Raw genomic sequence first — 24,820 nt, forward strand, 5'->3', positions numbered from 1 at the left:
CCTCTGACCGCGTTCGGGCCCGCGCGGCGATGAGATGAGGGGTATATGAAAGGGGAGCGTATGAACGTGATGCAGAGAATCGACCTGCTATCGGAGCGGCCGAGCGTGTGCCTGGTGACCGAGGAGCTTCCCGGCGTCGGCGGCTGCGGGGGGATCGGCGCGGCGTTCTACGAACTGGCTTTGCTGCTGGCGGCGCGCGGCGCGCTGGTGGACGTGCTGTTTTGCCCCACCGCGCCGTTGGCCGCGGCCGAGGCCGAGCGGCTGAGGGCGCGGCTGCGCGAGCGCTCGATCAAGCTCGAACTGCTCGATGTGGAACGCCACGCCGACGGCCCGCCCTCGCACGAGCGGCGCGCCTATGCGGTGTACCGGCAGCTGCTCGCGCAGCGCCGCTACGACTTCGTCCATTTCCACGATTACAAAGGACTCGGGTTCTTCTGCGTCAACGCCAAGAAACAGGGGCTAGCGTTCGCCGCCACCGCCTTGGTGGTGCAGTTGCACGGGCCGACGCGCTGGACCATCGAGGCCAACAAGACCTTCTTCGTGCACGAGGACCAGCTCAAGATCGATCACCTGGAAAAGGTCTCGATCCGCCATGCCGATTACGCGGTGAGCCCGAGCGCCTACCTGGTCGACTGGCTGCGCGGAAACGGCTTCGAGCTGCCGCCGCCGGAGCGCACGCTGGTGCTCAAGAACGTGTGCTCGCAGATCGTGCGCGAGCTGCAGTCCGAGGGCCGCGATTTGCGCGAAGCCGGGCCGGCGACGGATCTGGTGCTGTTCGCCCGGCACGAGGACCGCAAGGGCTTCGCGGTGTTCTGCGACGCGCTGGACCGCGTCGGCGAGCATCTGGCCAAGCGCAATGTCCGGGTCGGGTTCATGGGCAAGTTCGGCGCGGTCGATTCCCAGCCCTCCGGCGCTTATCTGATCGACCGCGCCCAGCGCTGGCCGTTCCACTGCGCGATCCGCACCGGCTTCGACCGCTCCGCGGCGGCGGCGTATCTGAGCGGGCTGGCGTCGCCGCTGGTGGTGGTGCCGTCGCCGTTCGAGAACAGTCCTTACACCGTGCTGGAAGCGGCGGCGCTGGGAATGCCGCTGATTTGCTCGCGCGACGGCGGCGGCCCCGAGTTGCTGGAGCCGGACTATCCGGGCCTGTGCGAAATGGAGGCCGGCGCTTTGGCGGCCAAGATCGTTCAGGCCGTCGACCATGGCCTGGCGCCGGCGCGCGCCGCGCAATCGCTGGGCGCGATCGAGGACGCGTGGCTGGAGTTCCACCGCCAGCGCAGCGCCGCGCCGGTCGCCGCGCCGCGGCGGCGCCGGCCCAAGGTGGCGCTGGCGATCACCCACTTCGAACGGCCGGCCAAGCTCACCGACGCGCTGATCTCGGCGGCGCGCCAGACCTACCCGGACCTGGAAATCCTCGTCGTCGACGACGGTTCCTCCAGCGAAGCCGCGCAGCGAGCGCTGGCGCAGCTGGAGCCGTTTCTCGATCGGCTCGGCGGCCGCTTGATCCGGCGCGAGAACGGTTATCTCGGCGCCGCCCGCAACAGCGCCTTGGCGGCGACCGACGCCGACTACATCTGCTTTCTGGACGACGACGATTACGCCTTCCCGAATCTGATCGAGACCTTGGTCGAAGCCGCCTTGGCCACCGATGCCGATGCGGTGAACTGCCTCAACGTGTTCATGCCCGAGACCAGCCGCTCCGAGCTGATCGCCGGGCTCGGCGGCGCGCAGCCGAAAGTCTGCTACGTCCCGATCGGCGGCCCGTTGTCGGTGGCGACGTTCGAGAATTGCCTGGGCGCGGCGACCGCGCTGCTGAAAACCTCGTCGCTGCGCGCGCTGGGCGGATACACCGAGCTGCGCGGCGTCGGCCACGAGGACTACGAACTGTTCCTGCGCATGGCGCAGGCCGGCCTGCGCCTGGAAGTCGTCGCCGAGCCCCTGTACCTGTACGAGGTGGGGCGGCCGAGCATGCTTTCGCGCACCAGCCTGTCGCGCAATTTCCGCCGTTGTTTCGACGCGTGCGCGCTGCCGCCCGACGGCGAGGCCGCGCGCGATCTGTTGTCGCTGACCCTGGGCAAGAAGGTCGCGGTCGACGCGCACAACCGGTTGTGGTGGCAATACTCGTTGCTGCAGACCGCGGACCTGCGCCATCAGCTGATGAACCCGGCGCTGTCGCGCGAGGAGATGCTCGGATTGCTGGTGCGCTTGGCTTCGGCCGAGGGCGAGCCGCGGTTGGCGCTGGCGTTCGGCGAGGATTTGCGCGCGAGCGCGGGCGCGTCGCGCGAAAAAGGCGAGGACGACTGGGTCGCGCTGCATTCGGTGGTGGCGCCGCCGGCCGCGGCGTCCGGCGCCCCCTACGATCCGGGCTTGGCCGACATCAAGCTCGAGGCCGAGCTCGGGCGCGGCGAGGTCGCGCTGGACAAGCTGATCGCCTTCGTCCATGCCGCCGGCCCGCTCGCGGCGGAGTTCTACCCGGTGGCGTTCGGCGTGCTGCGCCGTTCGGACGTCAAGTTGCATCAGGCCCGCTATCGGCAACTCAGCGCCGCGCTGGCGCGCAAGCGCGTGTCCAGGCACCAGCTGACCGAGGGGCGCGTGCTCATGGCGACCTTGGAATACATGCTCGGGCGCGGTGCGCCGGTGGCGGCGCTGCGCGAGATCGCCGCGGCCGACGAAGCGGCGTACCTGTCGATGCATGCCGACGTCGCCCGCGCGGTGGAGACCGGGACCGTCGCGCGCGGCATCGAGCATTACGCCGCCTTCGGCCTGCGCGAGGGCCGCGGCGGCTTCAACGGCATCGAAAAAATCGCCTCGGTGCTGCGCGATTGCGACGTCGAGATCGAGGTCGAAGACCTCCTCGACGCGGTCCGCGGCTGAGCGCGGCGGGGGATGGCATGAGCACGTATTTTCTTCGCACCGTCGTCGACGCCGGCGCGCCCGACGCGCCCGCTCGCGACCGGCTCGCGAATCTGGTCCACAACACCGGCAACTTGTTCTTCGAGGAGGCGGTGTCCCGCCAGCTCTACGCTTACCGCACGGTGCACGACCTGGAGTTGCTGCCGCCCGACGCGCAGACCCTGGTGCTGTCGATGTCGAACTTCATCAGCCCGGCCACCGATCTGGGCTGGCTGGCGGACTTCATCGAAGCGCGGCGAATTCCGCAGGTGGTGATGATCGGCGCCGGCGCGCAGGCCGAATCGTTCTCGCACCCGGTCGAACTGAGCGAAGGCACGCGGCGCTTCGTCGCGACGCTGTCGCACCGTTGCGAAACCATCGGCGTGCGCGGCTACTTCACCGCCGAAGTGCTGCATCGGGCCGGCATCCGCAACGTGGACGTCATCGGCTGCCCGTCGCTTTTCTTCGCCAACGACCGCGGCTTCCAGGTGAGCAAGCCGGACCTGGGCGGCCGGCGGCCGCGCACCGTCGTGCATTGCACTCCCTACGGCAACTATCGCGACGCCGTCGCCCATTTGCTGAGCTTCGCGGTGCGCGAGTGCGAGGCCTATGTCGCCCAAAGCGAGACCCAATTGCTGTTCGACGCCGAATGCGACGAGCGGCGGCGCTTTTTCTTCCAGTACTACAACGACGGCGATTTCGCCGCGGCCGAACTGGACGCGTGGATGCGCGAGCGGGTGCGCTGGTTCTTCGATCTGGAGTCGTGGCTGGGGTACCTCTCGCGCATGGAGTTCTCTGTCGGCGCGCGCTTCCACGGCAACATGGCGGCGTTGCAAGTGGGCGTGCCCGCGCTCAATCTGGTTTGCGATTCGCGCACGCGCGAGCTGTGCGAGTACCTGAATCTTCCTTTCGCGTTCTTCGACGAGTTCGACGGCCTGCGCGGCGCGGCCGAGCTGTACGAACGCACGGATTTTTCGCTGTTCAACGCCGGCTTCGCGCACAAATACGATCGTTACCGCGCGTTCTTGTCGCGCAACGGCCTGCGCCATCGCATGGGCGGCGGCGCGGCGGACGACGAGGCGCCGGCGCAGCGGATCGCCGCGATCCGCGCCGAATCGGTGGCGGCGCTGGTCCGTTCGCTCGGCGGCGGCGAGCTGGCGCCGGACGCGCTGATGCGCGAACTGCGTCTGCGCTTGCGCCCGGACCGCAGCGAGGAGGAAATGAAGCTCGCCGACCGCGGCGCGTTCGACTTGCGCCGGCCGCGATCCGAGCCGGCGGCCGCGGAGGAGGCCTGAATGGACGGCGCGGTCCTGGTCACCGGCGGGCTCGGCTACATCGGCTCGCACGCCTGCGTGGAGCTGGTCCGGGCCGGGCGCCGGGTCGTGGCGCTCGACAGTCTCGCCAACAGTTCGGCGGCGGTGGCCGAGCGATTGGCCGAGCTGACCGGCCGGCCGCTGAGTTTCGTGCATGGCGACGTGCGCGACATCGGCCTGCTGATCCGGGTGATGCGCGAACACGGCGTGGACAGCGTCCTGCACTTCGCCGGCAGCAAGGCCGTGGGCGAATCGGTGGGGCGCCCGGTGGCCTATTACGACAACAACGTCGGCGGCAGCATGGCGCTGATCGCGGCGATGCACGGCGCCGGCGTGCGCCGGCTGATCTTCTCCTCGTCGGCGACGGTCTACGCGCGGGGCGGGGCGATGCCGTTGGTCGAATCCTCGGCATTGGACGCGGGCAGCCCGTACGGGCGCAGCAAGCTGTTCGTCGAGCAGATGCTGTTCGATTTGCGCGCGTCCGATCCGGCCTGGTCGATCGCGTGCCTGCGCTATTTCAATCCGGTCGGCGCCCATCCCAGCGGCCGCATCGGCGAGAGTCCGCGCGGCGTGCCGAACAATCTGGTTCCGTTCATCGCCCAGGTCGCGTCCGGCCAGCGCGAGCGCTTGCAGGTGTTCGGCGGCGACTACGACACCGCCGACGGCACCGGAGTGCGCGACTACGTGCACGTGCTCGACATCGCCGAGGGGCATGTGCGCGCGTTGGACTATCTGGAGCGGGACGGCGGCGGCTGCGTAGCGGTCAACCTCGGAACCGGCCAGGGCGTGTCGGTGTTGGAAATGCTGCGCGAGTATGAGCGCGCCAGCGGCCGCCCGGTGCCTTACGCCGTGGCTCCGCGCCGCGCCGGCGACGTGGCGCGGTGCTGGGCCGATGCGTCGTTGGCGCAGCGCTTGTTCGATTGGCGGGCGCGGCGTTCGGTCGCGCAGATGTGCGAGGACAGCTGGCGCTGGCAGTGCGCCAACCCGGACGGCTATCGGTAGCGCCTTCAGTCCGCCGCAGCGCCGCCGGCGTTCGACCCATCGGGGTTGCGCTCGATCATCCACAACCCCGCCCACAGCTTGAGGTCGAGCTCGTAGCCTTCGGCCTGCTTGCCCATCAGCCACGCCGGCGCCTCGGCGCGCGGGACTTCGTGGACCAGGATGTCCTCGCCGGCGACGCCGCCGCCGGGGCCGACCCGGTGCAGGGCGGTGGCGCGGACGAAGGCGATGCGCTCGCTGCTCATGCCGGCCGAGGTCGGGCCGGTCAGCAGCACCTCGACCTTGCCCGGCTCCCAGCCGGTTTCCTCGATCAGCTCGCGCGCGGCCGCCGATTCCAGGGTGTCGTGGGCGTGGTCGTCGCCGACCAGACCGGCCGGCATTTCGATGGTGCGGGCGTTGAGCGGCACCCGGAACTGTTCGACGAACAGCACCTTATCGTCGGGCGTGACCGCGACGATGATCACCGCCATGCCCTTGCCGTGGGTGCGCTCGGCGTACTCCCAATGGCCGCGCCGCATCATCCGCAGCCACTGGCCGGTGTAGATGGTTTCCACGGGTTCGTGCTGGGCTGCGTGATCTTGGACTGCGGTCATAGCGTTCCTCGCCGGAGGCCCGCGGCCGCGGCGGCGGGCGATGATGGGGATTCGGTGTCGCGGCGCCGCGCGGATTGCGCCGCGGCGCGCGGGCGGAAGGGCGCGTGGCGTGCTTCCGCGGAAGGCTTCGATGCTACGACGAAACCTGTGACGTGGCGAAGTCCAGGCCCACCGCGGTGTACAGCCGGCGCCGGGTCATCGGGCCGAAGCGCAGGCGGTCGCACAGCGCTTGCAGGGCGGCGGCGTCGGCGCGGCCGCGGCGGTAGTGGTCGCCGTCGTCGGCCAGCGGCGCGTCCAGCGCGATCGTGGTCAGCTGCCGGCACAGCAGCGCCTGGGCGCGGTGTTCGCGCAGCTTGGCCGCGGCGCTGGCGGCGCCGCGCAGGCGCAGGAACGGGACTTCCTCGACCCGCGCCAACAACGCGTCGAGGCTGCCGAAGTGGCCGAGCAGGGCGGCCGCGGTCTTGGCGCCGATGCCGGGCACGCCGGGGATGTTGTCGACCGCGTCGCCGGTCAGGGCCAGATAGTCGGCGATCTGCGCCGCTTCCACGCCGTGGCGCTCGGGCACGCCGGCGGCGGTCCAGCGCAGGCCGCGGGCGAAGTCCCACTGCTCGTCGGCGTTCGCCAACAACTGCGAGAGATCCTTGTCGGCCGACACGATCACCCCGCGGTAGCCCTGCCCGCGCATGCGCATCAGCGCGCTGCCGATCAGATCGTCGGCCTCGTACTGCACGTCGGCCAGCACGCTCAGGCCCAGCGCCGAACACAGCGCCTTGCAATGGCCGAACTGGCGCTTGAGCGCGTCCGGCGCCGGATCGCGGTTGGCCTTGTAGGCCGGGTACAACTCGTTGCGGAAGCACGAATCCAGCGCCTCGTCGAACGCCACCGCGATGTGCTGCGGGCGCTCGCGTTCGATCAGCTCCAGCAGGAAACGGGCGAAGCCGTGCACGGCGTTGCTCGGCCAGCCTTCGGCGTCCTGGAAGTCGTCGGGGATCGAATGCCAGGCGCGGAACACGTACAGGCTGGCGTCGATCAGATAGACCGGCGTTTGCGGGGCGGGCGGGGTCGAGGTCATGCGCTCATTCCAACAGGTGCGGCGTGGTGCGGGTGGGAACCGTACGGGTGCAAACGGTGCGGAGGCCAACGGTGCCGATTCAGACGGTACGAATACAAACAGTGCGAATACAAACGCTGTGGACGCGAACCGCGCCTGGGCAAAGGCCGCGGTTCGGGCCGATGCGGGTCAAGCCGCGCGGCGCGCACGAGGCGTGCGCCGCGCGCTCACGGCGTCCAGGCGCGGGTCAATGCGGCCGAGTCCGGGCGTTCGCGCTCGGGCGCGTCGAGCTTGGCCGTGCCGATATGGATGAAGCCGACGATGCGCTCGTGCGCCTGCACGCCGAGCCAGCGTTCCACTGCTTCGTCGTAGGCCGGCCAGCCGGTCAGCCACACCGCGCCGAAGCCCAGCGCCTGCGCGGCTTGCAGCAGGGCGAAGCAGACGCAGCCGGCGGTCAGGGTGCGCTCGAGCTCGGGGATTTTTTCGTCCGGGCCGAGCTGCGCGATCACCGCGACGATCAGCGGCGCGTGCGAGAAGCGGCCGCGGTCTTTCTCCACCGCGGCCGGGCCGGCGTCGGGGAAGCGCTCGATCCCGCGCGCGGCCAGCCGCTCGCCGAGCGTGTGGCGGGCATCGCCCTGGATCGTGAGGAAACGGAACGGCACGCGCTTGCCGTGATCGGGCACGCGCACGGCCGAAGCCAACATACGCTGGAGGGTGGATTCGTCCGGTCCGGGCGCGGAAAGCTGCTTGGCGGGGATCGAACGGCGTTGGTCGAGGGCGGCCAGCAAGCGGGGGTCGGGGGTAGGCATTTAAGTAATCTGAATGTCGGTCACAAAAATGAACGATGCCACATGAATGGTCGCATCTAGGCACTATCCTGACGCTCGCGGTCGCAATCAGACGCGCCGCATCCACCAGGGGGAACTTGGTACGTGTCCGGTCACTTGCACGGCGTCGTTCAGAACACGCGCGCGGATCCTGCGCGCGTGCTCGAAGAACTCAAACGACAGACGCTCGAGCAACTCGGGGGTCTGCCCGGTTCCCTGTACGCGCCTATCGAAGAAGCCTTGAAGGCCGATTCGCTCAAGGGCGACGGCCGCAACCACCAGTTCGAAGACCAGGCCGCATTGTGGGTCCTGCGTCAGCAACAGGCCAGTCATGTCATGGCCTTCCGCCAACAGATCGCCGTGGGCTTCGACGCGTTCCGCGCGCCCGGCGCGGCGGTCGGCGGGGTCGGCGGTTCGCCGCTGCAACTGGTCGGCGAACAGCAACTGGCGTTCGATCTCGACGGCGAACGCCTGATCGAACTGCTCGAATCGCGCTACCAGCGTCCGCTGGAAATGGTGCGCGCGCGCTTGCAGATGCTGGCCCAGGCGCTGGGGGCGCCGGACGGCGTCAATCCGGTCGGGCCGTATCGGCTGGTGCGCGCGTTCACCTCGGTCTATTGCGACGCCCAGGTCACCGAAAGCCTGCGCATGCGCCTGTTCCGCCAATACGAGCAGGAACTGGCGCGCTTGCTGGGCGATATGTACGCGCGCCTCAACCAAGTGCTGGCCACCGCCGGTTACGGCATGGCCGCCGGCGCGCCGCCGGCCGCCGGTCCCGTGCGCGCGGCGGCCGAAGAGCGCCACGACCGCAACACGCTCGACGGCGTGTTCGACACCGTTCCGCATCGCGAGGCCGCAGCGTCCGTGCCGCACGACTATCAACAAGGACCGTACCCGCATGGACACGGCCCGAGCCTCGGCTCCGGCTACCCGGCGCAGGGGGCGCCGGTGTCTCAGGTGGAAGTGGCCGCGATGGCGGCCGAACTGGCCGAATTGCGCACTCAGCTGCATGCGTGGCGCGAGGGTCTGGTCAAGGGCGGCGGCCTGCCGCCGGGCCACCAGCCGCAGCGCACGATGGCCCAGCGCCGCGAGTTGCGCGTGGACGAGGTGGTCGGCATGGCCTCGCTGCTGCAGCCCGAGCCGCCGGACGCGTTCGCGCGCGCGCTGGCCGTGTCCGGGCGCCTGGGCGAGACCATCCGCGATCAGCTGTACGACGGCGCGCGCCGGCTCGGTTTCAATCCCGACCAGACCTGCTTCAGCCCGGAAGAGGACGACGCGATCGATCTGGTCGCGCTGCTGTTCGACTCGCTGTTCCGCAACCACGCCCTGCAGGACCGCGCCCGCCGCGTCTATGCGCGGCTGGTGATGCCGTACGTCAAGGTCGCGCTGACCGACAACGAAGTGTTCGTCAAGCGCGAACACCCGGCGCGGCGCTTGCTGGATGCGATCACCGAGGCCTGCGAAGGCAACGACGGCGATACGCCGCAGGACCGCGACTTGCTCGAACGCGCTTCGGAGATTTCCCAGCGCGTGGTGTCCGACTACAACGAAGACCTCGCCGTGTTCGAGCTGGCCCACGCCGAGCTCGACGCGATGCTGTCCCAGCACCGCCGCCGGATCGAGCTGCAAGAGCAGCGCGCGGCCAAGGCCACCTACGGCCGCGAGCGCCTCGGCGCGGCGCGCACCCAGGCCGATCAGGCCGTGCGCGAGCGCATCGGCGACGGCAAGCTGACCTCGGCGGTGGCCGATTTCATCGCCACGCCCTGGCGCCATCACTTGGTGCAGGTGCTGTTGCGCGAGAACGAAGACCCCAAGCGCCGCGCCCAGGCGATGGCGCTCGGCGACGCGCTGGTGATGGCCGACAAGCTCGCCGCCGAGAACCGCGGCCGCGAACTGGCCGATCAGCTGCTGGCGCTGCAACCGATCATCATCCAGTGCCTGTCGTCCTCGGGCCTGGACGAAAGCGCCGCCCAGCACGCCATGGCCGGACTGGTGCGCGCGCTGGCCACGCCGGACAAGGAACGCAGCGACCACCCGCAGCCCAGCGCCGCGGAAGTCGAGGAGGACGTGGCTGAGGAGCGCCGCCGTTACCTCGACGACCAAGTCGCGCAAGGCGGCCACGACCCGCTGCTGGCCGAACGCATGCGCCAGCTCGAACCCGGCGACTGGCTGCGCCTGACCAGCCTGCAGGGCGAAACCATCGCGGTGAAGGTCGCCTGGCTGAGCCCGCTGACCTCGCGCCTGCTGCTGGTCAACCGCCGCGGCGTGCGCGCGCTGGTCGCCTCGGCCGAGGAACTGGCGATGCTGGCCTCGCACGGCCGGCTCGTGGTCGGCGCCGAGCGCACGGCGTTCGATGAGGCGATGCGGCAGGTGCGGCGGCATTTGGATCGGGTGATTTGACAGCAGGAGATAGCGGATAGGAGTTAGGAGATAGCTGAAGCGGGCCAAGCTTGGCGTTTCCGCTATCTCCTAACTCCTATCCGCTATCTCCTGCCTCCCCGCATCCGCTACGATCAGCCGAACCGGGCACGGAGCGAAGCATGTCGGGCATCACGATAGGCGTTGCCAGCGAAACCGCTGCCGGCGAGAAGCGCGTAGCGCTGACGCCGGAAACCTGCAAAAAACTAGTCGCCCGCGGCGCGCGCGTGCGCGTCCAGCGTGGCGCCGGACGCGGCGCGAGCTTCACCGACGATGCCTACGTCCAGGCCGGCGCGGAGCTGGCCGACGACGCCGCCGGCGCCACCGCCCAGGCCGACGTGGTGCTGTGCGTGCAAGCGCCCGACGGCGAACGGCTGAACCTGCTGCGCGAAGGCGCGGCCCTGGTCGGCCTGCTGCAGCCGCAGGCCGATGCCGCGCGGGGCGAGGCCATCGTCGCGCGCAAGCTGCTGGCCTTCCCGCTGGAACGCCTGCCGCGCACCACCCGCGCCCAGGCCATGGACGTGCTCAGCTCGCAGGCCGGCATGGCGGGCTACAAGGCGGTGCTGATCGCCGCACAACTGGCGCCGCGTTTCTTCCCGATGCTGACCACCGCCGCCGGCACCATCCGGCCCTCGCGCGTGCTCATCGTCGGCGCCGGCGTCGCCGGTTTGCAGGCGGTGGCGACGGCCAAGCGCCTGGGCGCGCAGGTCGAAGGCTTCGACGTGCGGCCGGAAACGCGCGAGCAGATCGAATCGCTGGGCGGCAAGTTCCTCGACCTCGGCGTCAGCGCCGCGGGCGAGGGCGGCTACGCGCGCCAGCTCACCGACGAGGAGCGCGCCGAACAGCAGCGCCGGCTCGGCGAGCACCTGAAGAACATCGACGTGATCGTTTGCACCGCGGCGGTGCCGGGACGTCCGGCGCCGAAGATCGTCACCGCGGCGATGATCGCCGGGATGAAGCCCGGCAGCGTGCTGGTCGACCTCGCCGCCGAAACCGGCGGCAACTGCGAACTGACCCGTCCGGGCGAGACCGTCGACGCCGAGGGCGTGACCATCGCCGGCCCGCTCAACCTCGCCAGCGCCGGCGCGGTCCACGCCAGCGAGATGTTCGCCCGCAACGTGCTCAACTTCGTCAGCCTGTTCGTCGACGGCGGCGAGCTCAAGTACGACTGGAACGACGAGTTGCTGGCCAAGACGGTGTGGCCGGAGCGCAAGGTCGAGGCGCAGAGCGCGGCGGCGTAAGCGGCGCGGGTTCTTGGCCGAATCGCACGGCGGTCGAAGACGATGTGTGTGTAGGAGCGGCGTGAGCCGCGACCGCGGGGTAGCCGGTCGAGTTGTAAGCGAGGTGTCGCGGTCGCAGCTCGCGCAGCTCCTACAGCCAGATCGCGTAGCAGCCGAAGCCCCCTGTAGGAGCGGCGCGAGCCGCGACCGCGGAGTAGCCGTTCGCGCCGTAAGCGCGATGTCGCGGTCGCAGCTTACGCAGCTCCTACCAGCCAGATCGCGTAGCAGCCGAAGCCCCGTGTAGGAGCGGCGCGAGCCGCGACCGCGGAGTAGCCGTTCGCGCCGTAAGCGAGGTGTCGCGGTCGCAGCTTACGCAGCTCCTACCAGCCAGATCGCGTAGCAGCCGAAGCCCCGTGTAGGAGCGGCGCGAGCCGCGACCGCGGAGTAGCCGTTCGCGCCGCAAGCGTGATGCCGCGGTCGCAGCTTACGCAGCTCCTACCAGCCAGATCGCGCGACAGCCGTAGCGCTCGCGGGTGCGGCGAATTCTCGACCCCACAAAGAAGAACCGCCGAACGCGGAGATCCGAACGCTGCCCAGGTTCCTGCCCCGTAGCGCTGGATCTCCGCGTTCGCGCGGAGGCGAGGGCGGGCGCCGCAGCGCTCGCCGGATGCTCTGGAAAACGACGCGCCGGCGCTCAGTTGCGCGGCGGCGGCGGGCCGAACGGCGGTTCGCCGCGGTCGCGCGGCGGCTTCGGCGGCGGCGGATTGGCTTCGACCCAGGCGCGGCGCTGTTCGGGCGTCATCGTGCGCCACTTCTCCATCAGCGCGCGTTTGCCGTTGTCGTCCAGGCCGCGCATCTTGCCGTAGAGCGCGCGCATCTGGCCGCGCTCTTCCGGGTCCAGCGCTTCCCAGCGCTTCATGCCGTTGCGCGCCTCGCGGCGTTCGTCCGGGGTCATCTGCTGCCAGCGGCGGGCGCGGTCGAGCATGCGCTGGCGCTCGTCGGGCTGGGTGTTCCAGCGGTCGCGCATCGGCGCGATCAATTGCTCGCGCTGGGCTTGACTGAGTTGATCCCAGGCCGGCAGGGCGGCGGCGGAGCCGGCCGGCGGCGGGCCGGCCAGCGCGGGCGCGGCGAGCGCGGCCAGGGCGAGGGCCAACGCGGCGCGATGGAAAACGGAACGGCGCATGGCGGTCACTCCAGGTGGGTGCGCGGCAGGGCGTCGGAATTGGACGCCAGCCACAGGTACAAATCGGGATTTTCGTCGAGCGTGGCGACCGCGGTGTCGGGCTCGTAGCCGGTCTCCACGACCTTCGCCGGCGCGATGGCCGCGCGCGCGGGCGCCGCGGCGACTTCGACCGGCGCGGGCGCGGGGCCGGGCAGCGGCGCGCCGCCGCCGACGAACTGCAAGCCCACCGCCAAGGCCACCGCGGCGACGCCGGAACTGGCCAGCGCCCAGCCGAGGAGGCCGCCGCGGCCCCGCTGGGGCTGCGCGGCGGCCTCGCTGCGGATCGTGCGCAGGCGCTGGCGGACCTGCGGGCTCACGCGCTCGAGCGCCTGCGCGTGCACGTCGCGCAAGGCCGCGTCGAAACGCGCGTCCGCATCGGCCGCCGGGCTTGCGCGGTGCGGCGCCGGGGTGCGGCCTTCGGCGCTGCGCGGGTCGGTGTTCATCGCCATTCCTCCAATTGCCGCTGCAGCGCTTCGCGCGCCCGCGACAGATGCGTCTTCACCGCGCCTTCGCTGCAACCCATCGCCCGCGCGGTCGTGGCGACGTCGAGTTCTTCCAACACCCGCAGCGAGAACGCTTCGCGTTGCCGCCGCGGCAATTTGTGCAGCGCCTGGGCCAAGCGGCCGTAGGCTTCGCGCCCGTCGTGGGCGCGCTGCGGGTCGGGGCCGTCGTCGGCCCAATCGGCCGGCGCGTCGTCCTCGCCGCGCGCCGCCGGCAGCAGCCAGCGCAGGCGGAACGCCCGCCGCCGCTGCACGTCGACGATGCGGCTGCGCAGGATGCTCCAGAACAGCGGCGTCCATTCCTGCGGCGGACGGTCGCGGTAACCGAGCATCTTCATCATCGCGTCCTGCACCGCGTCCAGCGCGTCCTCGCGATGGCGCAGGCCGAGCTCGGCGAAGCGGAACGCGCGCGTGCCCAGGCCGGCGAGGAATTCCTCCAGGCTGGCCGGCAGCCGCGCCGGGGCCGGGTCGGCCTCGGGCAGCGGCGGCAGCGCGTCCTCGGCGCCGGCGTCGCCGTCCTGCGCGTCGCGGGCCTGGCGCGGCGCGGACGGCGCCGCGGGGTCGCCGGCGCCGGCGCGCAGGCGCTCGGGCCGGCGCGCGTCGTAGCGATGCTCCAGCGGGTCGTTCGGCGGCAGCGGGTCGGTGTCGACGCTCACGGCCTCCAGGATACGGGCGGCGGGCGGTTGCAGCACGCGCCGGGCCTCAGCCGCGCGCGGCCGGCGGGTGCCGGGGGCGACGAAGAATGGTGTTCGGCATGCGACCTGTCCCTGCGCCGGAATGTGCGGCGCTTACGCAAACCGGAAACGCCCGCCCATCGGATCGGTTGACAACGGTGGCGCCGCATTCACGGCCGGTTATGATGGCCCGGACAACGCATGGGGACGAAACGGATGAGCGACGGGTTCGTGGCGCTGTACATCTTCATGTTGGCCGCGATCGCCGGCCACGTAATCATTTCGCGGGTGCCGGTGATCCTGCACACCCCGCTGATGTCCGGCTCCAACTTCATCCACGGGATCGTGCTGATCGGCGCGATCATCGTCCTCGGCCACGCCGACACCCTGCTGGAAAAAGCCATCGGCTTCGTCGCGGTGCTGCTCGGCGCGGGCAACGCCGCCGGCGGCTACGTGGTGACCGAACGCATGCTGGAGATGTTCAAGTCCAGCAAGAAGCCCGCCGGCAAGGCGGGCGGCTGAATGCGCCGCTGCTGCGGTACCTCGCGGCGGCCGCGGCCGCCGTCGTCGGCGTGGCCCTGCTCGCCGTTCCTTCCTTTCTTGGCTGGTCGCTGCCTCTCGGGCAGCTGTCGTTCTATGGAGCGCGCGCGCTGATGGACGTCCTTTCGACTGTGGTGAAGCTGAGCTATCTGGTCGCCGCGACCTTGTTCCTGCTGGGCCTGCAACGCATGGCCTCGCCGGTGACCGCGCGCAGCGGCATCCGCTGGGCCGGCGCGGGCATGATCATCGCCACCGTGGCGACGTTCTTCCTGCCGGGCCTGCACAACCTCGGCCTGATCGCGACGGCGGTGTTGCTGGGCACGGCAGCGGCGTGGATCTCGGGCAAGAAGGTCGCCATCACCGATATGCCGCAGATGGTCGCGCTCTACAACGGCATGGGCGGCGGCTCGGCGGCGGCGATCGGCGCGGTCGAACTGCTGCGGCTGTCCGCGCAGATGCCGTCGGACCCGCTGCAGGCGCAGCTCGAACGCGGCATCGTCGCGATGCACGCGCCGACCGTGGCGCTGGTGCTGGCGGTGGTCGGCGCGGCGATCGGCGCGGTGTCGCTGTCGGGTTCGGTGATCGCCTGGGCCAAGCTCGACGGGCGCCTCGACAAGCGCGTGGTGTTCCCCGGCCAGCAAGCGTTCAACGCGCTGGTCGCGCTGGCGGTGGTGGTGCTCGGCATCGCCTCGTTCATGACCCTCAACGTCGGCTTCATCATCGCCTTCTTCGTCGCCGCGTTGGCGTTGGGCGTGCTGATGACCTTGCCGATCGGCGGCGCCGACATGCCGGTGGTGATCTCGCTGTACAACGCCTTCACCGGTCTGGCGGTGGCGTTCGAGGGCTACGTGCTCGGCAACGAAGCGCTGATCATCGCCGGCACCATGGTCGGCGCGGCCGGCATGCTGCTCACGCGCTTGATGGCCAAGGCGATGAACCGGCCGATCAGCGGCGTGCTGTTCTCCAATTTCGGCGGCGGCGGGCAGGCGCAGGAAATCGCCGGCACGCAAAAGCCCATCGAAGCCGGCGACGTCGCCGCGATGATGGCCTTCGCCGAACGCGTGGTGATCGTGCCCGGCTACGGTCTGGCGGTGGCGCAGGCGCAGCACAAGATTTGGGAGCTGACCCAGAAGCTGACCGAACGCGGGGTCAAGGTGAAGTTCGCGATCCACCCGGTGGCCGGGCGCATGCCGGGCCACATGAACGTGCTGCTGGCCGAAGCCGGCGTGCCGTACGACCTGATCGCCGACATGGACGACATCAACCCCGAGTTCGCCAACACCGACGTGTCGCTGGTGATCGGCGCCAACGACGTGGTCAACCCGGTCGCCAAGACCGACCCGGCCTCGCCGATCTACGGCATGCCGATCCTCGACGTGATCAATTCGCGCAACACCATCGTGATCAAGCGCGGCAAGGGCACCGGCTTCGCCGGCATCGAGAACGCGCTGTTCTACGCCGACAACACGCGCATGCTGTACGGCGACGGCGCCGAGATGGCGAGTGCGCTGGTGTCGGAGTTGAAGGCGCTGGACGGCGGCGGGCATTGAACGCCGACGTCCGCCGCGCAGGCGGGCGGAGCGGGGAGCGGGGCATGCGCGAAGCGCGTTTGTCGGCGCTCGGCGAGGAACGGTCGCCGGCCGAGGTCAGGCGCGTCGTGCATGACGTGGTCCGGCGCATCGGCGCGCGCCTGCCGGCGATGCTCGAACCCGGCGTCACACCCAACTTCCATGCGGCGATGATCCAGGAGCCGGCGCGTCGCGGCGCGGTGTCGCCGATCTATCTGCTGCACTCGCGCGACTACGACGCCTGGGCGGTGGCGGTACCGCAACCGCGCTTCGCGCCGGCAGCGGGCGATGCCTTGCCTTCGGGTTGGATGCACCTGCACCAAGCGCGGTTTCTCGACCACGACGGCGTGTTCGCCGCGCTGGCGGAATTGCACGGCATCGAGGCCTGGTCGTCCTACGATCTGGAACAGCCGGTTCCCGCCGGCATCGCGCTGCGCGCGTCCGGCGACATGGCCTATTGGGAACCGCGGCGGCTCGGCGACGTGTTGTTCAACTGGTGGGACTGAGGCGGCGCGGCGGGGCTGTCGCTTGATCGCACGGTGGCCGCTACAACGACGGTTCGGCGGCAGGTCGAACTGGACGGCTCGGATCATCCGCTGCGACTGCGCGCGACGTGGAACGCGTTGGCGAAGCGCGGCCCGGCCAGCGCTCGTCGCTGGCCGGGACCGGAAGCATCGCTCATCCGCTAACGCGCGATGTCCGCGCGAGCGTCGCCGCGGCCGCGCGGCCGCTTACTTTTCGCCGCGAATCCGCAGGGTCAGACCCTTGAGGAAATTGCGCAGCATCTGATCGCCGCAGGCGCGGAAGTTCTTGTGGTCGCTCTGGCGGAACAGCGCGCTCAGTTCCGGCTTGGACACCGGGAAACCGGCGCTGGCGAAGGCCTCGTGCATGTCCAGGTCCTTGAGCTCGAAGGCGACGCGCAGTTTCTTCAGCACCAGATTGTTGGTGACGCGCGTTTCCAGCGGGCGCGGCGGCATGCGTTCGTCGCGGCCGCGGTAGTGGAACACCAGCCCGTCGAGAAAACGCGCGAGCGTCGCATCGTCGCAGGGCGCGTAACCCGCGTCCTCGTCTTTCTTGAGGAAGGCCTGCACCTGGGTTTTTTCCAGCGCGAACGCGGGGTCGGCGAGATGCACGATCTCCACGACCTTGTTGTCGCTGAGATCGAGCATGTAGCGAATGCTGCGCAATACATCGTTGTTGATCATGATCCGTCCTGCCTTTGGAGCCGCGCGGCCGCGCGCTGGAGCGGGGCGGCCGGTGCGTTGCGAATGCCGTCCCGGCGCCCGGCTGAGCCGCCGGACGGGAATCGGGAGAGGTGCGAGCGCGGATTCTCGCACGCCGGGCGCATCCGGCTCGGCGGGACGGTGGGGCGGCAGGCCCGGAGGCGGCGGCCGGGCCTCGCCGGCCAGGGCGGCGCCGTGCCGGCATGGCGCCGGCACGGTCGCGATCAGGCGTCCGGCGCGCCGCTCTCGCCGCGGTTCTGCCATTCGCTGAAGACGTGGCCGTGCTGCGCGCGGCTGGCGTGGCAGGCCGCGCAGCCGTCGCGTTCGGCGGGTTTCAGGCGGTCGTTGCGCTGGCCGGCGGCGAATTCGGCGTAGCCCCAGCCGGCGGTGGCGGCGAAACGGCGACTGTCCTTGACCATCACGTCGATGTGCCGACGCGGCCCTTGCTCGACGAGGCCGTCGCCGCGGTCGCGGGTTTCGAACAGGTCGTAGACCAGCACCGAGCCGTCGGCGTAGCGGCCGTTGCGGTTGCCTTCGAGCGCGGCGGCATTGGCGTAGACGTGGTGCAGGCCGCCGAAGCGCGGGTAGGCGGGATGGCCGGGGTTGATCAGTCCGCTTTTGAGGTGGGTCCAGTGCGGGTAGCCGTCGGGGTAGGGCACGGCGGGCGCGCTGCTTTGCGCGGGCGCCGGCGCGTCGGCGGCGAAGGCGATGCTCGCCGTCAGCGCGACGGCGGCGGCGAGCAGGATCGTCGCCGCGGCGCCGCGGTTTACCGCAGGCTCGCCGGATCGGGCCTCGCGCCCTGCGCGCGGGTCGCGTTCGCGGCCCATCAGTGCAGCCCCGAGCGACCGGAACCGAGCGCGCGATTCACCGCCCACGCGATCGGCCACGCCACGAACACGATGTGCACCAGGATGCTCAGCCCGATCCACACCGGATCCGGCGGCAGGCCCTTCATGCCGGCGCGCGAGAGCGGCACGACGATGAAGTTCATCGCCACGAACAGCCACAGGCCGTACAAGGTCGCCGCCAGCCACGGGCGGCGGCGCATCCACGCCAGCTGGCTCGCGCCGACGGCGTAGGCGACGGCCATCAGCACGGCGATGAAATAGTGCAGGAACAGGCCCAGCGCGGCGGTGCCGGCGCCGCCGGCGAGCGCGGCCTCGCGGCCGATCAGGCCGGAGGCGACGCTGTGCAGCACGCGCGTGGCGGCCACGCCCTTGGTGAGGCCCCAGTAACTGATGGCGTAGCTGATATCGAGCGTGGCGGCGATCAGGCCGCCGAACAGGGTCCACAGCGGCAGGGAGCGGGCGGGGCGGGCGGCGACGGTCATGGCGGACTCGCGGTGGCGGGACGGTGGAGTGGGGCCGAGCGGCTCGGCGGTGCGGTGCGGCGGTGCGGTGAGCGGTGAGCGGTGGCGCAACGAGAGCGGTACGGACGTCCGGCGCGGACGGATGCGCGGCGCGCGCGGCGGCGCTCAGGCCGCGCGGCCGCGCGCCGCCTCGGCGCGCCGCGCCTGGGTGGCGGTGACGCCGAAGGAGTTCTTGAACGCGCGGCAGAACGCGCTTTGGCTTTCGAAGCCCAGCGCCTCGGTGATCTCGCACACCGGCATGCGGGTGTCGCGGACCATGCGCCAGGCGCGGTCCGAGCGCAGCCGCGCGGCGTATTCGGTCGGGGTTTCGTCGAACACTTCGCGGTAGATGCGGATCAGGTGGCAGGGCGAGTAGCTGGCGCTGCGGGCGAGCCGGCCCAGGTCCAGGCGCACGTCGGGATGGCGGCGGATCAGGTGCTGCACGCGCAACAGCCGCAGCAAGGTCTGCTGGCGCCGGCGCAGGGTGCGGCCGCTGCAGCGCGGCAGGCGTTCGAGCAGGTCGCGCTGTTCGTCGCGCAGCACCGAGCCCAGCGTGCGCAGCAAGGTCGGGCCGTTGGCGTCGAGCTCGCGCGGGTGCGCGTCCAGCCGCGCCAGCCGCACCAGCAGGCGGCGCGCGTCGCGCGGCGCGATGCCTTCCCACGGGAACAGGTCGTTGCCCTGCGGCTGCGGTGCATCGTCCAGATGCGGTTTCCACGCCGCCTCGGGCCCGCACAGGCACAGCCACCAACAGGGGCCGCGCGCGCTGCTGCGCAGGCGGGCGTCGCGCCAGACTTGCAGGTGGCCCGGGGCCAGATCCCAGGCGCTGTCGGCGGCTTCCAGCCGCAGCGGGCCGCGCAGCGGCAGCCACAGCGACAGCCAGTTCGGCGGCAGGTCGAGTTGGACGGCGCGGCCGCCGGCGCGGATCAGGTGCAGGCCGGCCCCGACGCCGGGCGCGCCCAGGTCCAGGTGTTCGGCGAAATGAATGCGGTGGTGTTGCACGCTCATGAGGCCCTCGGCGGGGTCGCGGCTTGCGGTTGGCCCCTAAGCTAGCCAGCCGGGGCCGTCATCTGGAGGGCCAATTAGCCGGGGAACGCAGGAGCCAATCCGGCACCCCGCGCTGGCGCCCGCGGCGCCGGCATTGCGCCGGTCTCGCGCCGTCGATGTGCAGGCACCGGCAAACCCGCGCGAACCCCGCCGCGACGCCTCGTCAGCGCCGGATCGGCTTGGCACACTGGCGTTCAGACGGCCCGCGAGGGGGCCAATCGGGAGTCCGCCCATGTACCTGCCGCTGGACGGCCGCGGCCCGCTGCACGGCCAATTGGTTCGCTCGCTCAAGGACGCGGTGCTGGCCGGCCGCTTGCCGGCCGGGATGCGCTTTCCGCCGACCCGTTTGCTGGCCCAGCAACTGGGCCTGTCGCGCAACACCGTGCTGGCCGCCTACGAACAACTGCGTGCGGAAGGCTTCATGCAGGCGCGGGTCGGTTCCGGCAGCTTCGTGGTGCTGCCGGGCGCGCCGGCGCAGCCGGCCAGCGAGCCGCCCTCGCGGCTGCCCGCGCAAAGCGCCTACGCCCAGCGCCTGCGCCGCTATCACGACCACGGCAACATCCCCGGCCGGCGTTTGCCCGGCACCGTGCACAGCTTCCAGTACGGCGTGCCGTTCACCAATCCGCTGCTGACCTCGGCCTGGGCGCGCGCGCTGTCGCACGCGGCCGCCTACACGCCGCCGAACTACCCCACCGCGCAAGGCCTGCCGGCGCTGCGCGCGGCGGTGTGCGATTACCTGTCGCTGCGCCGCGGCGTGCGCGCCGCGCCCGAGGACGTGGTGATCGTCGCCGGCACCCAGCAAGCGATCGCGCTGACCGCGCGGGTGCTGCTCGACGAAGGCGACGAAGCGGCGATCGAAGACCCGCAGTATTTCGCCGTGCGCGAAGCGCTGCAGATCCACGGCGCGCGGCTGCGGCCGGTTCCGGTCGACGCCGAAGGGCTGCGCACCGACCTGCTGCCCGAGCGCCCGCCGCGGCTGATTTGCGTGACGCCCTCGCACCAGTTCCCGACCGGCGCGCTGATGTCGCTGCCGCGCCGGCGCGCGCTGCTGGAGTACGCGCGCCGCCACGAGTGCTGGATCTTCGAGGACGACTACGACGGCGAATTCCGCTTCGACGCGCAGCCGCACGCGGCGCTGTACGGTCTCGACGACGCGCGCCGCACGATCTACGTCGGCACCTTTTCCAAGGTGCTGTTTCCGTCGCTGCGGCTGGGCTACATGGTGGTGCCGCCGGGGCTGCGCGAAGACTTCGTGTCGGCCAAGTGGACCGACGATTTCGGCTCGCCCGGGATCGAGCAGGCCGCGCTGGCGCAGTTCCTCGCCGACGGCGGTTTCGAGCGCCACCTGCGCCGCACCGCCAAGACCTTGCGCCAGCGCCGCGACGCGTTGCTGTCGGCGCTGCGCCGGCTGACCGGCGACGCGCTGGAGATCCAGGACTCGCGTGCCGGCATGCACCTGCTGGTGTGGCTGCGCGGGCGCGGGCCGGCCGAGGGCGAGGCCTTCATCGCCCATGCCCAGGCGCGCGGGCTGGGGCTGTACTCGGTGACGCCGTGCTACATGAGCCCGCCGCAGCGCGCGGGGCTGCTGTTCGGCTACGGCGCGCTGTCGGTGGCGGAGATCGAGGAGGCCGCGCGGCTGTTCGCCGCCTGTTTGCAGGACATCGGTTTCATCGCGGCGGCGGCCTGAGCGCGATCGGCCGAGCGCGCTCTGCGGCGACCGTGCGTGGCGGTCGCGTTCTGCGAGGGGCTCGGGATCGGGCGGCTGCGCGATAGCCGCGCCGCGCGGACGCCGGGCTCAGCGCGAGCGGGGCCGGTTCAGCGCGAGAGCAGCGCGGCCACCGCCAGCGCCAGCGCCATGCACACCAGCTCCACGCCGGAGTTGGCCAGTTGGAACAGGGTCCAGAACAGGTTCGGGCCGAGCTTGGCGGCCGAGGACATCAGGTCCAGCCCGAACGGGCCGCTGAGCTGGCCGGCGACGATGCCCCAATTGGCCAGTCCGATCACCACCGCGGTCGCGACCGTGGCGGCGACCGCGCGCTTCCAGCCCGGACGCCAGCCGCCCAGGCGCAGCATCCAGACGATGTCCAGCGCGCCGACCACCGCCATCCAGCCCAATTGGCGGTTCAGGGCCACCGCGACCAGGGTCCACAGCGCGGCGAAGCCGAACGCGCCCAGCAGCAACAGCAGCCAGGAATACAGGCTCAGGCCGCGGCTCGGGCCGGCGGACGGAGCGGGGCGCGAACCGGCGGCGGGGCGTTCGGAGGGGGCGACGGTCATCGGCGGAACACTGTGGGCGGGGGCAAGCCCTACAGCATAGCCGGCTGTGGCCGGTAGAATGGCCACCTTGCGCCGCCGTCCGGCACCCCCATCTTTCCGGCATGTATTCCCGCAGCAGCGAACCCGTCCGTTTCGAGCGCGATTGCGCCGTCGTCATGGTGCCCCAAGGCGAGCAGGTCACCCTGCCGGCCGGCAGCGTGGGCTATATCACTCAGGCCTTGGGCGGCAGCTATACCGTCTTCGTCGAAGGCAACCTGTTCCGCATCCACGGCCGCGACGCCGACGCCATCGGCAAGGAGCCGCCGGAGCCGCTGGAGCTGCCCGAAGGCGCCGACGACGAAGCCGTCGAGCGGCTGGTGTGGCAGCAGCTGCGCACCTGCTTCGACCCGGAGATCCCGATCAACGTGGTCGAGCTGGGCCTGGTCTACGAGGCCGGGGTCAAGCACCGCGACGACGGCCAGCGCACGGTCGAGGTGCGCATGACGCTCACCGCGCCGGCCTGCGGCATGGGCGACATCCTGGTCGACGACGTGCGCAGCAAGCTGGAAATGATCCCGACCGTGGCCGAGGCCGACGTCGAGCTGGTGTTCGACCCGCCGTGGAACCGCAACATGATGTCCGAAGCGGCGCGGCTCGAAACCGGCATGCTGTAAGCCTGCGGCCGCCGTTCGCGCGGCCGGACCTACGATGTTCCGCCGCGCGGCGTTCGCCGCGCGCGCGTCGTTGCCCTGCTCAGACTTCGCGCGCCGCGACGCCGGCGCGCGCGATGGCTTGCGCGCGCATCCGCCCGCCCGAGCCGGCCGTGCGCAACGCATGCGCGGCGAAGCGCGCCGGGCCGCGCATCGGACCGCGCTCGCGGACGCCTTCCGCCGCCACCGCCGCACACATTCCTGAACGCCCGTCGGCACCCCGGCCGCCGGACGCGTTCGCGCGACCGAAATCCAAATATGCGATCCCGCTCACGGCTAGCGCCCCGCGCAAACGCCCGAACCGGCTTGTTGGCACTTCAAGCGACGCCGTAGCGTGATAGGGCGGACCGCGACGGTACTGAGTCCGTACACAAGCAGCGTGGACGCTGGCGTGTGCAACATGGACGTGGCCGCCCAACCACCACGCGTTGATTCGCCGCCCTGCGGCACTTCGATTTTGGGGGTTCCACCATGTCTCACCGCTCCAACGGCGCGCTGCGCCAGCACGCGCTCGCCGCCGCCACCGTGGCCGCCCTGTCGTGCGTAGCGATGTCGGCCTCCGCGGCCGACCGCGTCAATCTGGCCGCGCTGGCCAATGCCGATTCGCACGACCAGTTCATCGTCAAGTACCGCGACGGCAGCGCCGCGCGCAGCAACGCCGCGAACCTGAGCCGCTCGCTCGACGCCGCCGCTGCCGGCTTCTCCGGCAAGGGCCGCGCGCTGGGCCTCAAGCACCTGCGCCGCATCGGCACCGGCGCCGACGTGGTCCAGGCGGGCCGCAAGCTCGACCGCGCCGAAGCGCAGTCGCTGATGCAGCAGATCAAGCTCGACCCGAACGTGGAATACGTGGAAGAGAACGCGCCGATGACCGCGTTCTTCACCCCGGACGACACCCGCTTCGGCGAACAGTGGGGCTACGGCGCCTCGGGCATCAACACCGCGCAGGCCTGGGACGTGAGCACCGGCACCGGCGTGGTCGTGGCGGTGATCGACACCGGCATCACCAACCACAGCGACCTCAACGCCAACATCCTGCCCGGCTACGACTTCATCAGCGATTCGACCGCCGCGCGCGACAGCAACGGCCGCGATTCGGATCCGGCCGACCAGGGCGACTGGTTCACCGCCGGCGAGTGCGGCGTGACCTACAGCAGCAACTCCAGCTGGCACGGCACCCACGTCGCCGGCACCATCGCCGCGGTGACCAACAACGCCAAGGGCGTGGCCGGCACCGCGTACAACGCCAAGGTCGTGCCGGTGCGCGTGCTCGGCAAGTGCGGCGGCACCCTGGCCGACATCGCCGACGCGATCACCTGGGCCTCGGGCGGCACCGTGTCGGGCATTCCGGCCAATCCGAACCCGGCCGAAGTGATCAACATGTCGCTCGGCGGCAGCGGCGCCTGCGGCTCGACCTATCAGGCGGCGATCGACGGCGCGGTCGGCCGCGGCACCACCGTGGTGGTGGCCGCCGGCAACGGCAACATCAACGCCTCCAACGCGCGTCCGGCCAACTGCAACAACGTGATCGCGGTGGGCGCGGTCGACAGCGCCGGCAAGCGTTCGGTGTGGAGCACCTCGCAGAAGTCGAACTACGGCGCCGTGGTCGACGTGGCCGCGCCGGGCTCGAACATCCTGTCCACGCTCAACGCCGGCACCACCACGCCGGGCGCCGAGAGCTACGCCTCCTACGGCGGCACCTCGATGGCGACGCCGCACGTGGCCGGCGTGGTCGCGCTGCTGCAGGCCAAGGCGACGACGCCGAAGACCCCGGCCGAGATCGAGACCATCCTCAAGACCACCGCGCGCGCGTTCCCGGCGACCCCGGACCAGCCGATCGGCACCGGCATCGTCGACGCCAAGGCGGCGCTGGATTCGCTCGGCGGCGGCAACCCGAACCCGGGCACGCAGACCTACAGCAACGGCACCGACGTCAACATCCCGGACAACAACGCCACCGGCGTGACCAGCTCCATCGTCGTCTCCGGCCGCACCGGCAACGCGCCGAGCAACGCGCAGGTTTCGGTCAACATCGTCCACACCTACCAGGGCGACCTGATCGTCGACCTGATCGCGCCGGACGGTTCGGTCTACAACCTGCACAACCGCAGCGGCGGCGGCACCGACAACATCGTCCAGACCTACACGGTGAACCTGTCGAGCGAAGCCTTGAACGGCACCTGGAAGCTGCGCGCTTCCGACCGCGCGTCGATCGACACCGGCTACATCAACAGCTGGAGCGTCACGTTCTGATCGCGGATGGACGCGGCCAGGACGGCCGCGTTCGCCGATGCACTCGAAAAGCCCCGGCTTCGGCCGGGGCTTTTTTCGTTTCGGCGGTGCCTAGTGATCGCGAGTTCTTTTGTAGGAGCGGCGTGAGCCGCGACCGCGAAACCGCGCTTACGTCGCAACCCGCTTATCGCGG

General features: G+C 70.8%; 23 protein-coding genes. 11 read left to right on the top strand and 12 right to left on the bottom strand.

What is annotated here, in order from left to right; translation table 11 throughout:
- Positions 1-69 precede the first annotated feature (69 nt).
- The 3 genes from J5226_RS10700 to galE are packed head-to-tail and all read left to right on the top strand — an operon-like array spanning position 70 to position 5,207.
- Positions 70-2,874, top strand: coding sequence for a glycosyltransferase (locus J5226_RS10700; RefSeq protein WP_255323107.1), 2,805 nt, complete (start codon positions 70-72; stop codon positions 2,872-2,874).
- Between the two features lie 17 nt (positions 2,875-2,891).
- Positions 2,892-4,187, top strand: a complete 1,296-nt coding sequence (locus J5226_RS10705) for a polysaccharide pyruvyl transferase family protein (protein WP_215839888.1) — start codon at positions 2,892-2,894, stop codon at positions 4,185-4,187.
- A complete protein-coding gene (gene galE, locus J5226_RS10710) occupies positions 4,188-5,207 on the top strand; it encodes a UDP-glucose 4-epimerase GalE (RefSeq protein WP_215839889.1) in 1,020 nt (339 codons plus the stop codon).
- A gap of 5 nt (positions 5,208-5,212) precedes the next feature.
- On the opposite strand, the gene J5226_RS10715 is transcribed toward galE, so the two are convergent.
- The 3 genes from J5226_RS10715 to J5226_RS10725 all read right to left on the bottom strand — a co-directional run bounded on the left by J5226_RS10715 (position 5,213) and on the right by J5226_RS10725 (position 7,657).
- Entirely contained in the window at positions 5,213-5,797 is a 585-nt protein-coding gene (locus J5226_RS10715; RefSeq protein WP_215839890.1) for an NUDIX hydrolase, read from the bottom strand.
- A 133-nt stretch (positions 5,798-5,930) separates the two neighbouring features.
- Positions 5,931-6,869: a 5'-3' exonuclease H3TH domain-containing protein gene (locus tag J5226_RS10720; RefSeq protein WP_215839891.1), complete on the bottom strand. Its 939-nt coding sequence runs from the start codon at positions 6,867-6,869 to the stop codon at positions 5,931-5,933.
- Between the two features lie 206 nt (positions 6,870-7,075).
- Positions 7,076-7,657: a nitroreductase gene (locus tag J5226_RS10725; protein WP_215839892.1), complete on the bottom strand. Its 582-nt coding sequence runs from the start codon at positions 7,655-7,657 to the stop codon at positions 7,076-7,078.
- Between the two features lie 123 nt (positions 7,658-7,780).
- Here J5226_RS10725 and J5226_RS10730 point away from each other — a divergent pair, with 123 nt between their 5' ends.
- Positions 7,781-10,075 carry a DUF1631 family protein gene (locus J5226_RS10730; RefSeq protein ID WP_255323054.1) on the top strand — a complete coding sequence of 765 codons (2,295 nt, stop codon included), beginning with the start codon at positions 7,781-7,783 and terminating at the stop codon, positions 10,073-10,075.
- A gap of 140 nt (positions 10,076-10,215) precedes the next feature.
- Entirely contained in the window at positions 10,216-11,334 is a 1,119-nt protein-coding gene (locus J5226_RS10735; protein ID WP_215839894.1) for an NAD(P) transhydrogenase subunit alpha, read from the top strand.
- A gap of 673 nt (positions 11,335-12,007) precedes the next feature.
- On the opposite strand, the gene J5226_RS10740 is transcribed toward J5226_RS10735, so the two are convergent.
- Genes J5226_RS10740 through J5226_RS10750 form a run of 3 tightly spaced genes read right to left on the bottom strand, consistent with a single transcriptional unit; the run spans position 12,008 to position 13,526 of the window.
- Positions 12,008-12,496 (bottom strand): DUF3106 domain-containing protein, encoded by a 489-nt coding sequence (locus tag J5226_RS10740; protein WP_215839895.1) that lies wholly within the window; start codon positions 12,494-12,496, stop codon positions 12,008-12,010.
- A gap of 5 nt (positions 12,497-12,501) precedes the next feature.
- Positions 12,502-12,978 (bottom strand): hypothetical protein, encoded by a 477-nt coding sequence (locus J5226_RS10745; RefSeq protein WP_215839896.1) that lies wholly within the window; start codon positions 12,976-12,978, stop codon positions 12,502-12,504.
- A complete protein-coding gene (locus J5226_RS10750; RefSeq protein ID WP_215840391.1) occupies positions 12,975-13,526 on the bottom strand; it encodes an RNA polymerase sigma factor in 552 nt (183 codons plus the stop codon). Before J5226_RS10750 ends, J5226_RS10745 begins: the two co-directional genes overlap by 4 nt.
- A 399-nt stretch (positions 13,527-13,925) precedes the next feature.
- Here J5226_RS10750 and J5226_RS10755 point away from each other — a divergent pair, with 399 nt between their 5' ends.
- The 3 genes from J5226_RS10755 to J5226_RS10765 all read left to right on the top strand — a co-directional run bounded on the left by J5226_RS10755 (position 13,926) and on the right by J5226_RS10765 (position 16,323).
- Positions 13,926-14,231: an NAD(P) transhydrogenase subunit alpha gene (locus J5226_RS10755; protein WP_074863095.1), complete on the top strand. Its 306-nt coding sequence runs from the start codon at positions 13,926-13,928 to the stop codon at positions 14,229-14,231.
- Between the two features lie 131 nt (positions 14,232-14,362).
- Positions 14,363-15,799 carry an NAD(P)(+) transhydrogenase (Re/Si-specific) subunit beta gene (locus tag J5226_RS10760; protein WP_215839897.1) on the top strand — a complete coding sequence of 479 codons (1,437 nt, stop codon included), beginning with the start codon at positions 14,363-14,365 and terminating at the stop codon, positions 15,797-15,799.
- Positions 15,800-15,843: 44 nt separating this feature from the next.
- Positions 15,844-16,323, top strand: a complete 480-nt coding sequence (locus J5226_RS10765; protein ID WP_215839898.1) for a hypothetical protein — start codon at positions 15,844-15,846, stop codon at positions 16,321-16,323.
- 225 nt (positions 16,324-16,548) lie between these two features.
- Here the strand turns inward: J5226_RS10765 and J5226_RS10770 are convergent, their stop codons facing one another.
- From J5226_RS10770 to J5226_RS10785, 4 genes are all read right to left on the bottom strand, one after another.
- Positions 16,549-17,022 (bottom strand): DUF1456 family protein, encoded by a 474-nt coding sequence (locus J5226_RS10770; protein WP_215839899.1) that lies wholly within the window; start codon positions 17,020-17,022, stop codon positions 16,549-16,551.
- A gap of 242 nt (positions 17,023-17,264) precedes the next feature.
- The gene (locus J5226_RS10775; protein WP_215839900.1) at positions 17,265-17,867 is read right to left on the bottom strand and encodes a cytochrome P460 family protein; all 603 of its coding nucleotides are present in this window, start codon (positions 17,865-17,867) and stop codon (positions 17,265-17,267) included.
- Positions 17,867-18,370 carry a hypothetical protein gene (locus J5226_RS10780; RefSeq protein ID WP_215839901.1) on the bottom strand — a complete coding sequence of 168 codons (504 nt, stop codon included), beginning with the start codon at positions 18,368-18,370 and terminating at the stop codon, positions 17,867-17,869. The genes J5226_RS10775 and J5226_RS10780 overlap by 1 nt, the downstream gene beginning before the upstream one ends.
- Positions 18,371-18,514: 144 nt before the next feature.
- Positions 18,515-19,393, bottom strand: coding sequence for an AraC family transcriptional regulator (locus J5226_RS10785; protein ID WP_215839902.1), 879 nt, complete (start codon positions 19,391-19,393; stop codon positions 18,515-18,517).
- Positions 19,394-19,664: 271 nt separating this feature from the next.
- Here J5226_RS10785 and J5226_RS10790 point away from each other — a divergent pair, with 271 nt between their 5' ends.
- Positions 19,665-21,119 (top strand): PLP-dependent aminotransferase family protein, encoded by a 1,455-nt coding sequence (locus tag J5226_RS10790; protein ID WP_215839903.1) that lies wholly within the window; start codon positions 19,665-19,667, stop codon positions 21,117-21,119.
- A 128-nt stretch (positions 21,120-21,247) separates the two neighbouring features.
- On the opposite strand, the gene J5226_RS10795 is transcribed toward J5226_RS10790, so the two are convergent.
- Positions 21,248-21,709, bottom strand: coding sequence for a hypothetical protein (locus tag J5226_RS10795; RefSeq protein ID WP_215839904.1), 462 nt, complete (start codon positions 21,707-21,709; stop codon positions 21,248-21,250).
- 101 nt (positions 21,710-21,810) lie between these two features.
- Between J5226_RS10795 and sufT the strand changes: the two genes are divergently transcribed.
- A complete protein-coding gene (gene sufT / locus J5226_RS10800) occupies positions 21,811-22,362 on the top strand; it encodes a putative Fe-S cluster assembly protein SufT (RefSeq protein ID WP_215839905.1) in 552 nt (183 codons plus the stop codon).
- Positions 22,363-22,441: 79 nt separating this feature from the next.
- On the opposite strand, the gene J5226_RS10805 is transcribed toward sufT, so the two are convergent.
- Positions 22,442-22,672, bottom strand: a complete 231-nt coding sequence (locus tag J5226_RS10805) for a hypothetical protein (protein WP_215839906.1) — start codon at positions 22,670-22,672, stop codon at positions 22,442-22,444.
- A gap of 197 nt (positions 22,673-22,869) precedes the next feature.
- On the opposite strand from J5226_RS10805, the gene J5226_RS10810 reads away from it, so the two are divergent.
- A complete protein-coding gene (locus J5226_RS10810) occupies positions 22,870-24,648 on the top strand; it encodes a S8 family serine peptidase (protein ID WP_215839907.1) in 1,779 nt (592 codons plus the stop codon).
- Positions 24,649-24,820 lie beyond the last annotated feature (172 nt).

Source organism: Lysobacter sp. K5869 (assembly GCF_018847975.1).
In the GTDB taxonomy this organism is placed as follows: Bacteria; Pseudomonadota; Gammaproteobacteria; order Xanthomonadales; family Xanthomonadaceae; genus Lysobacter.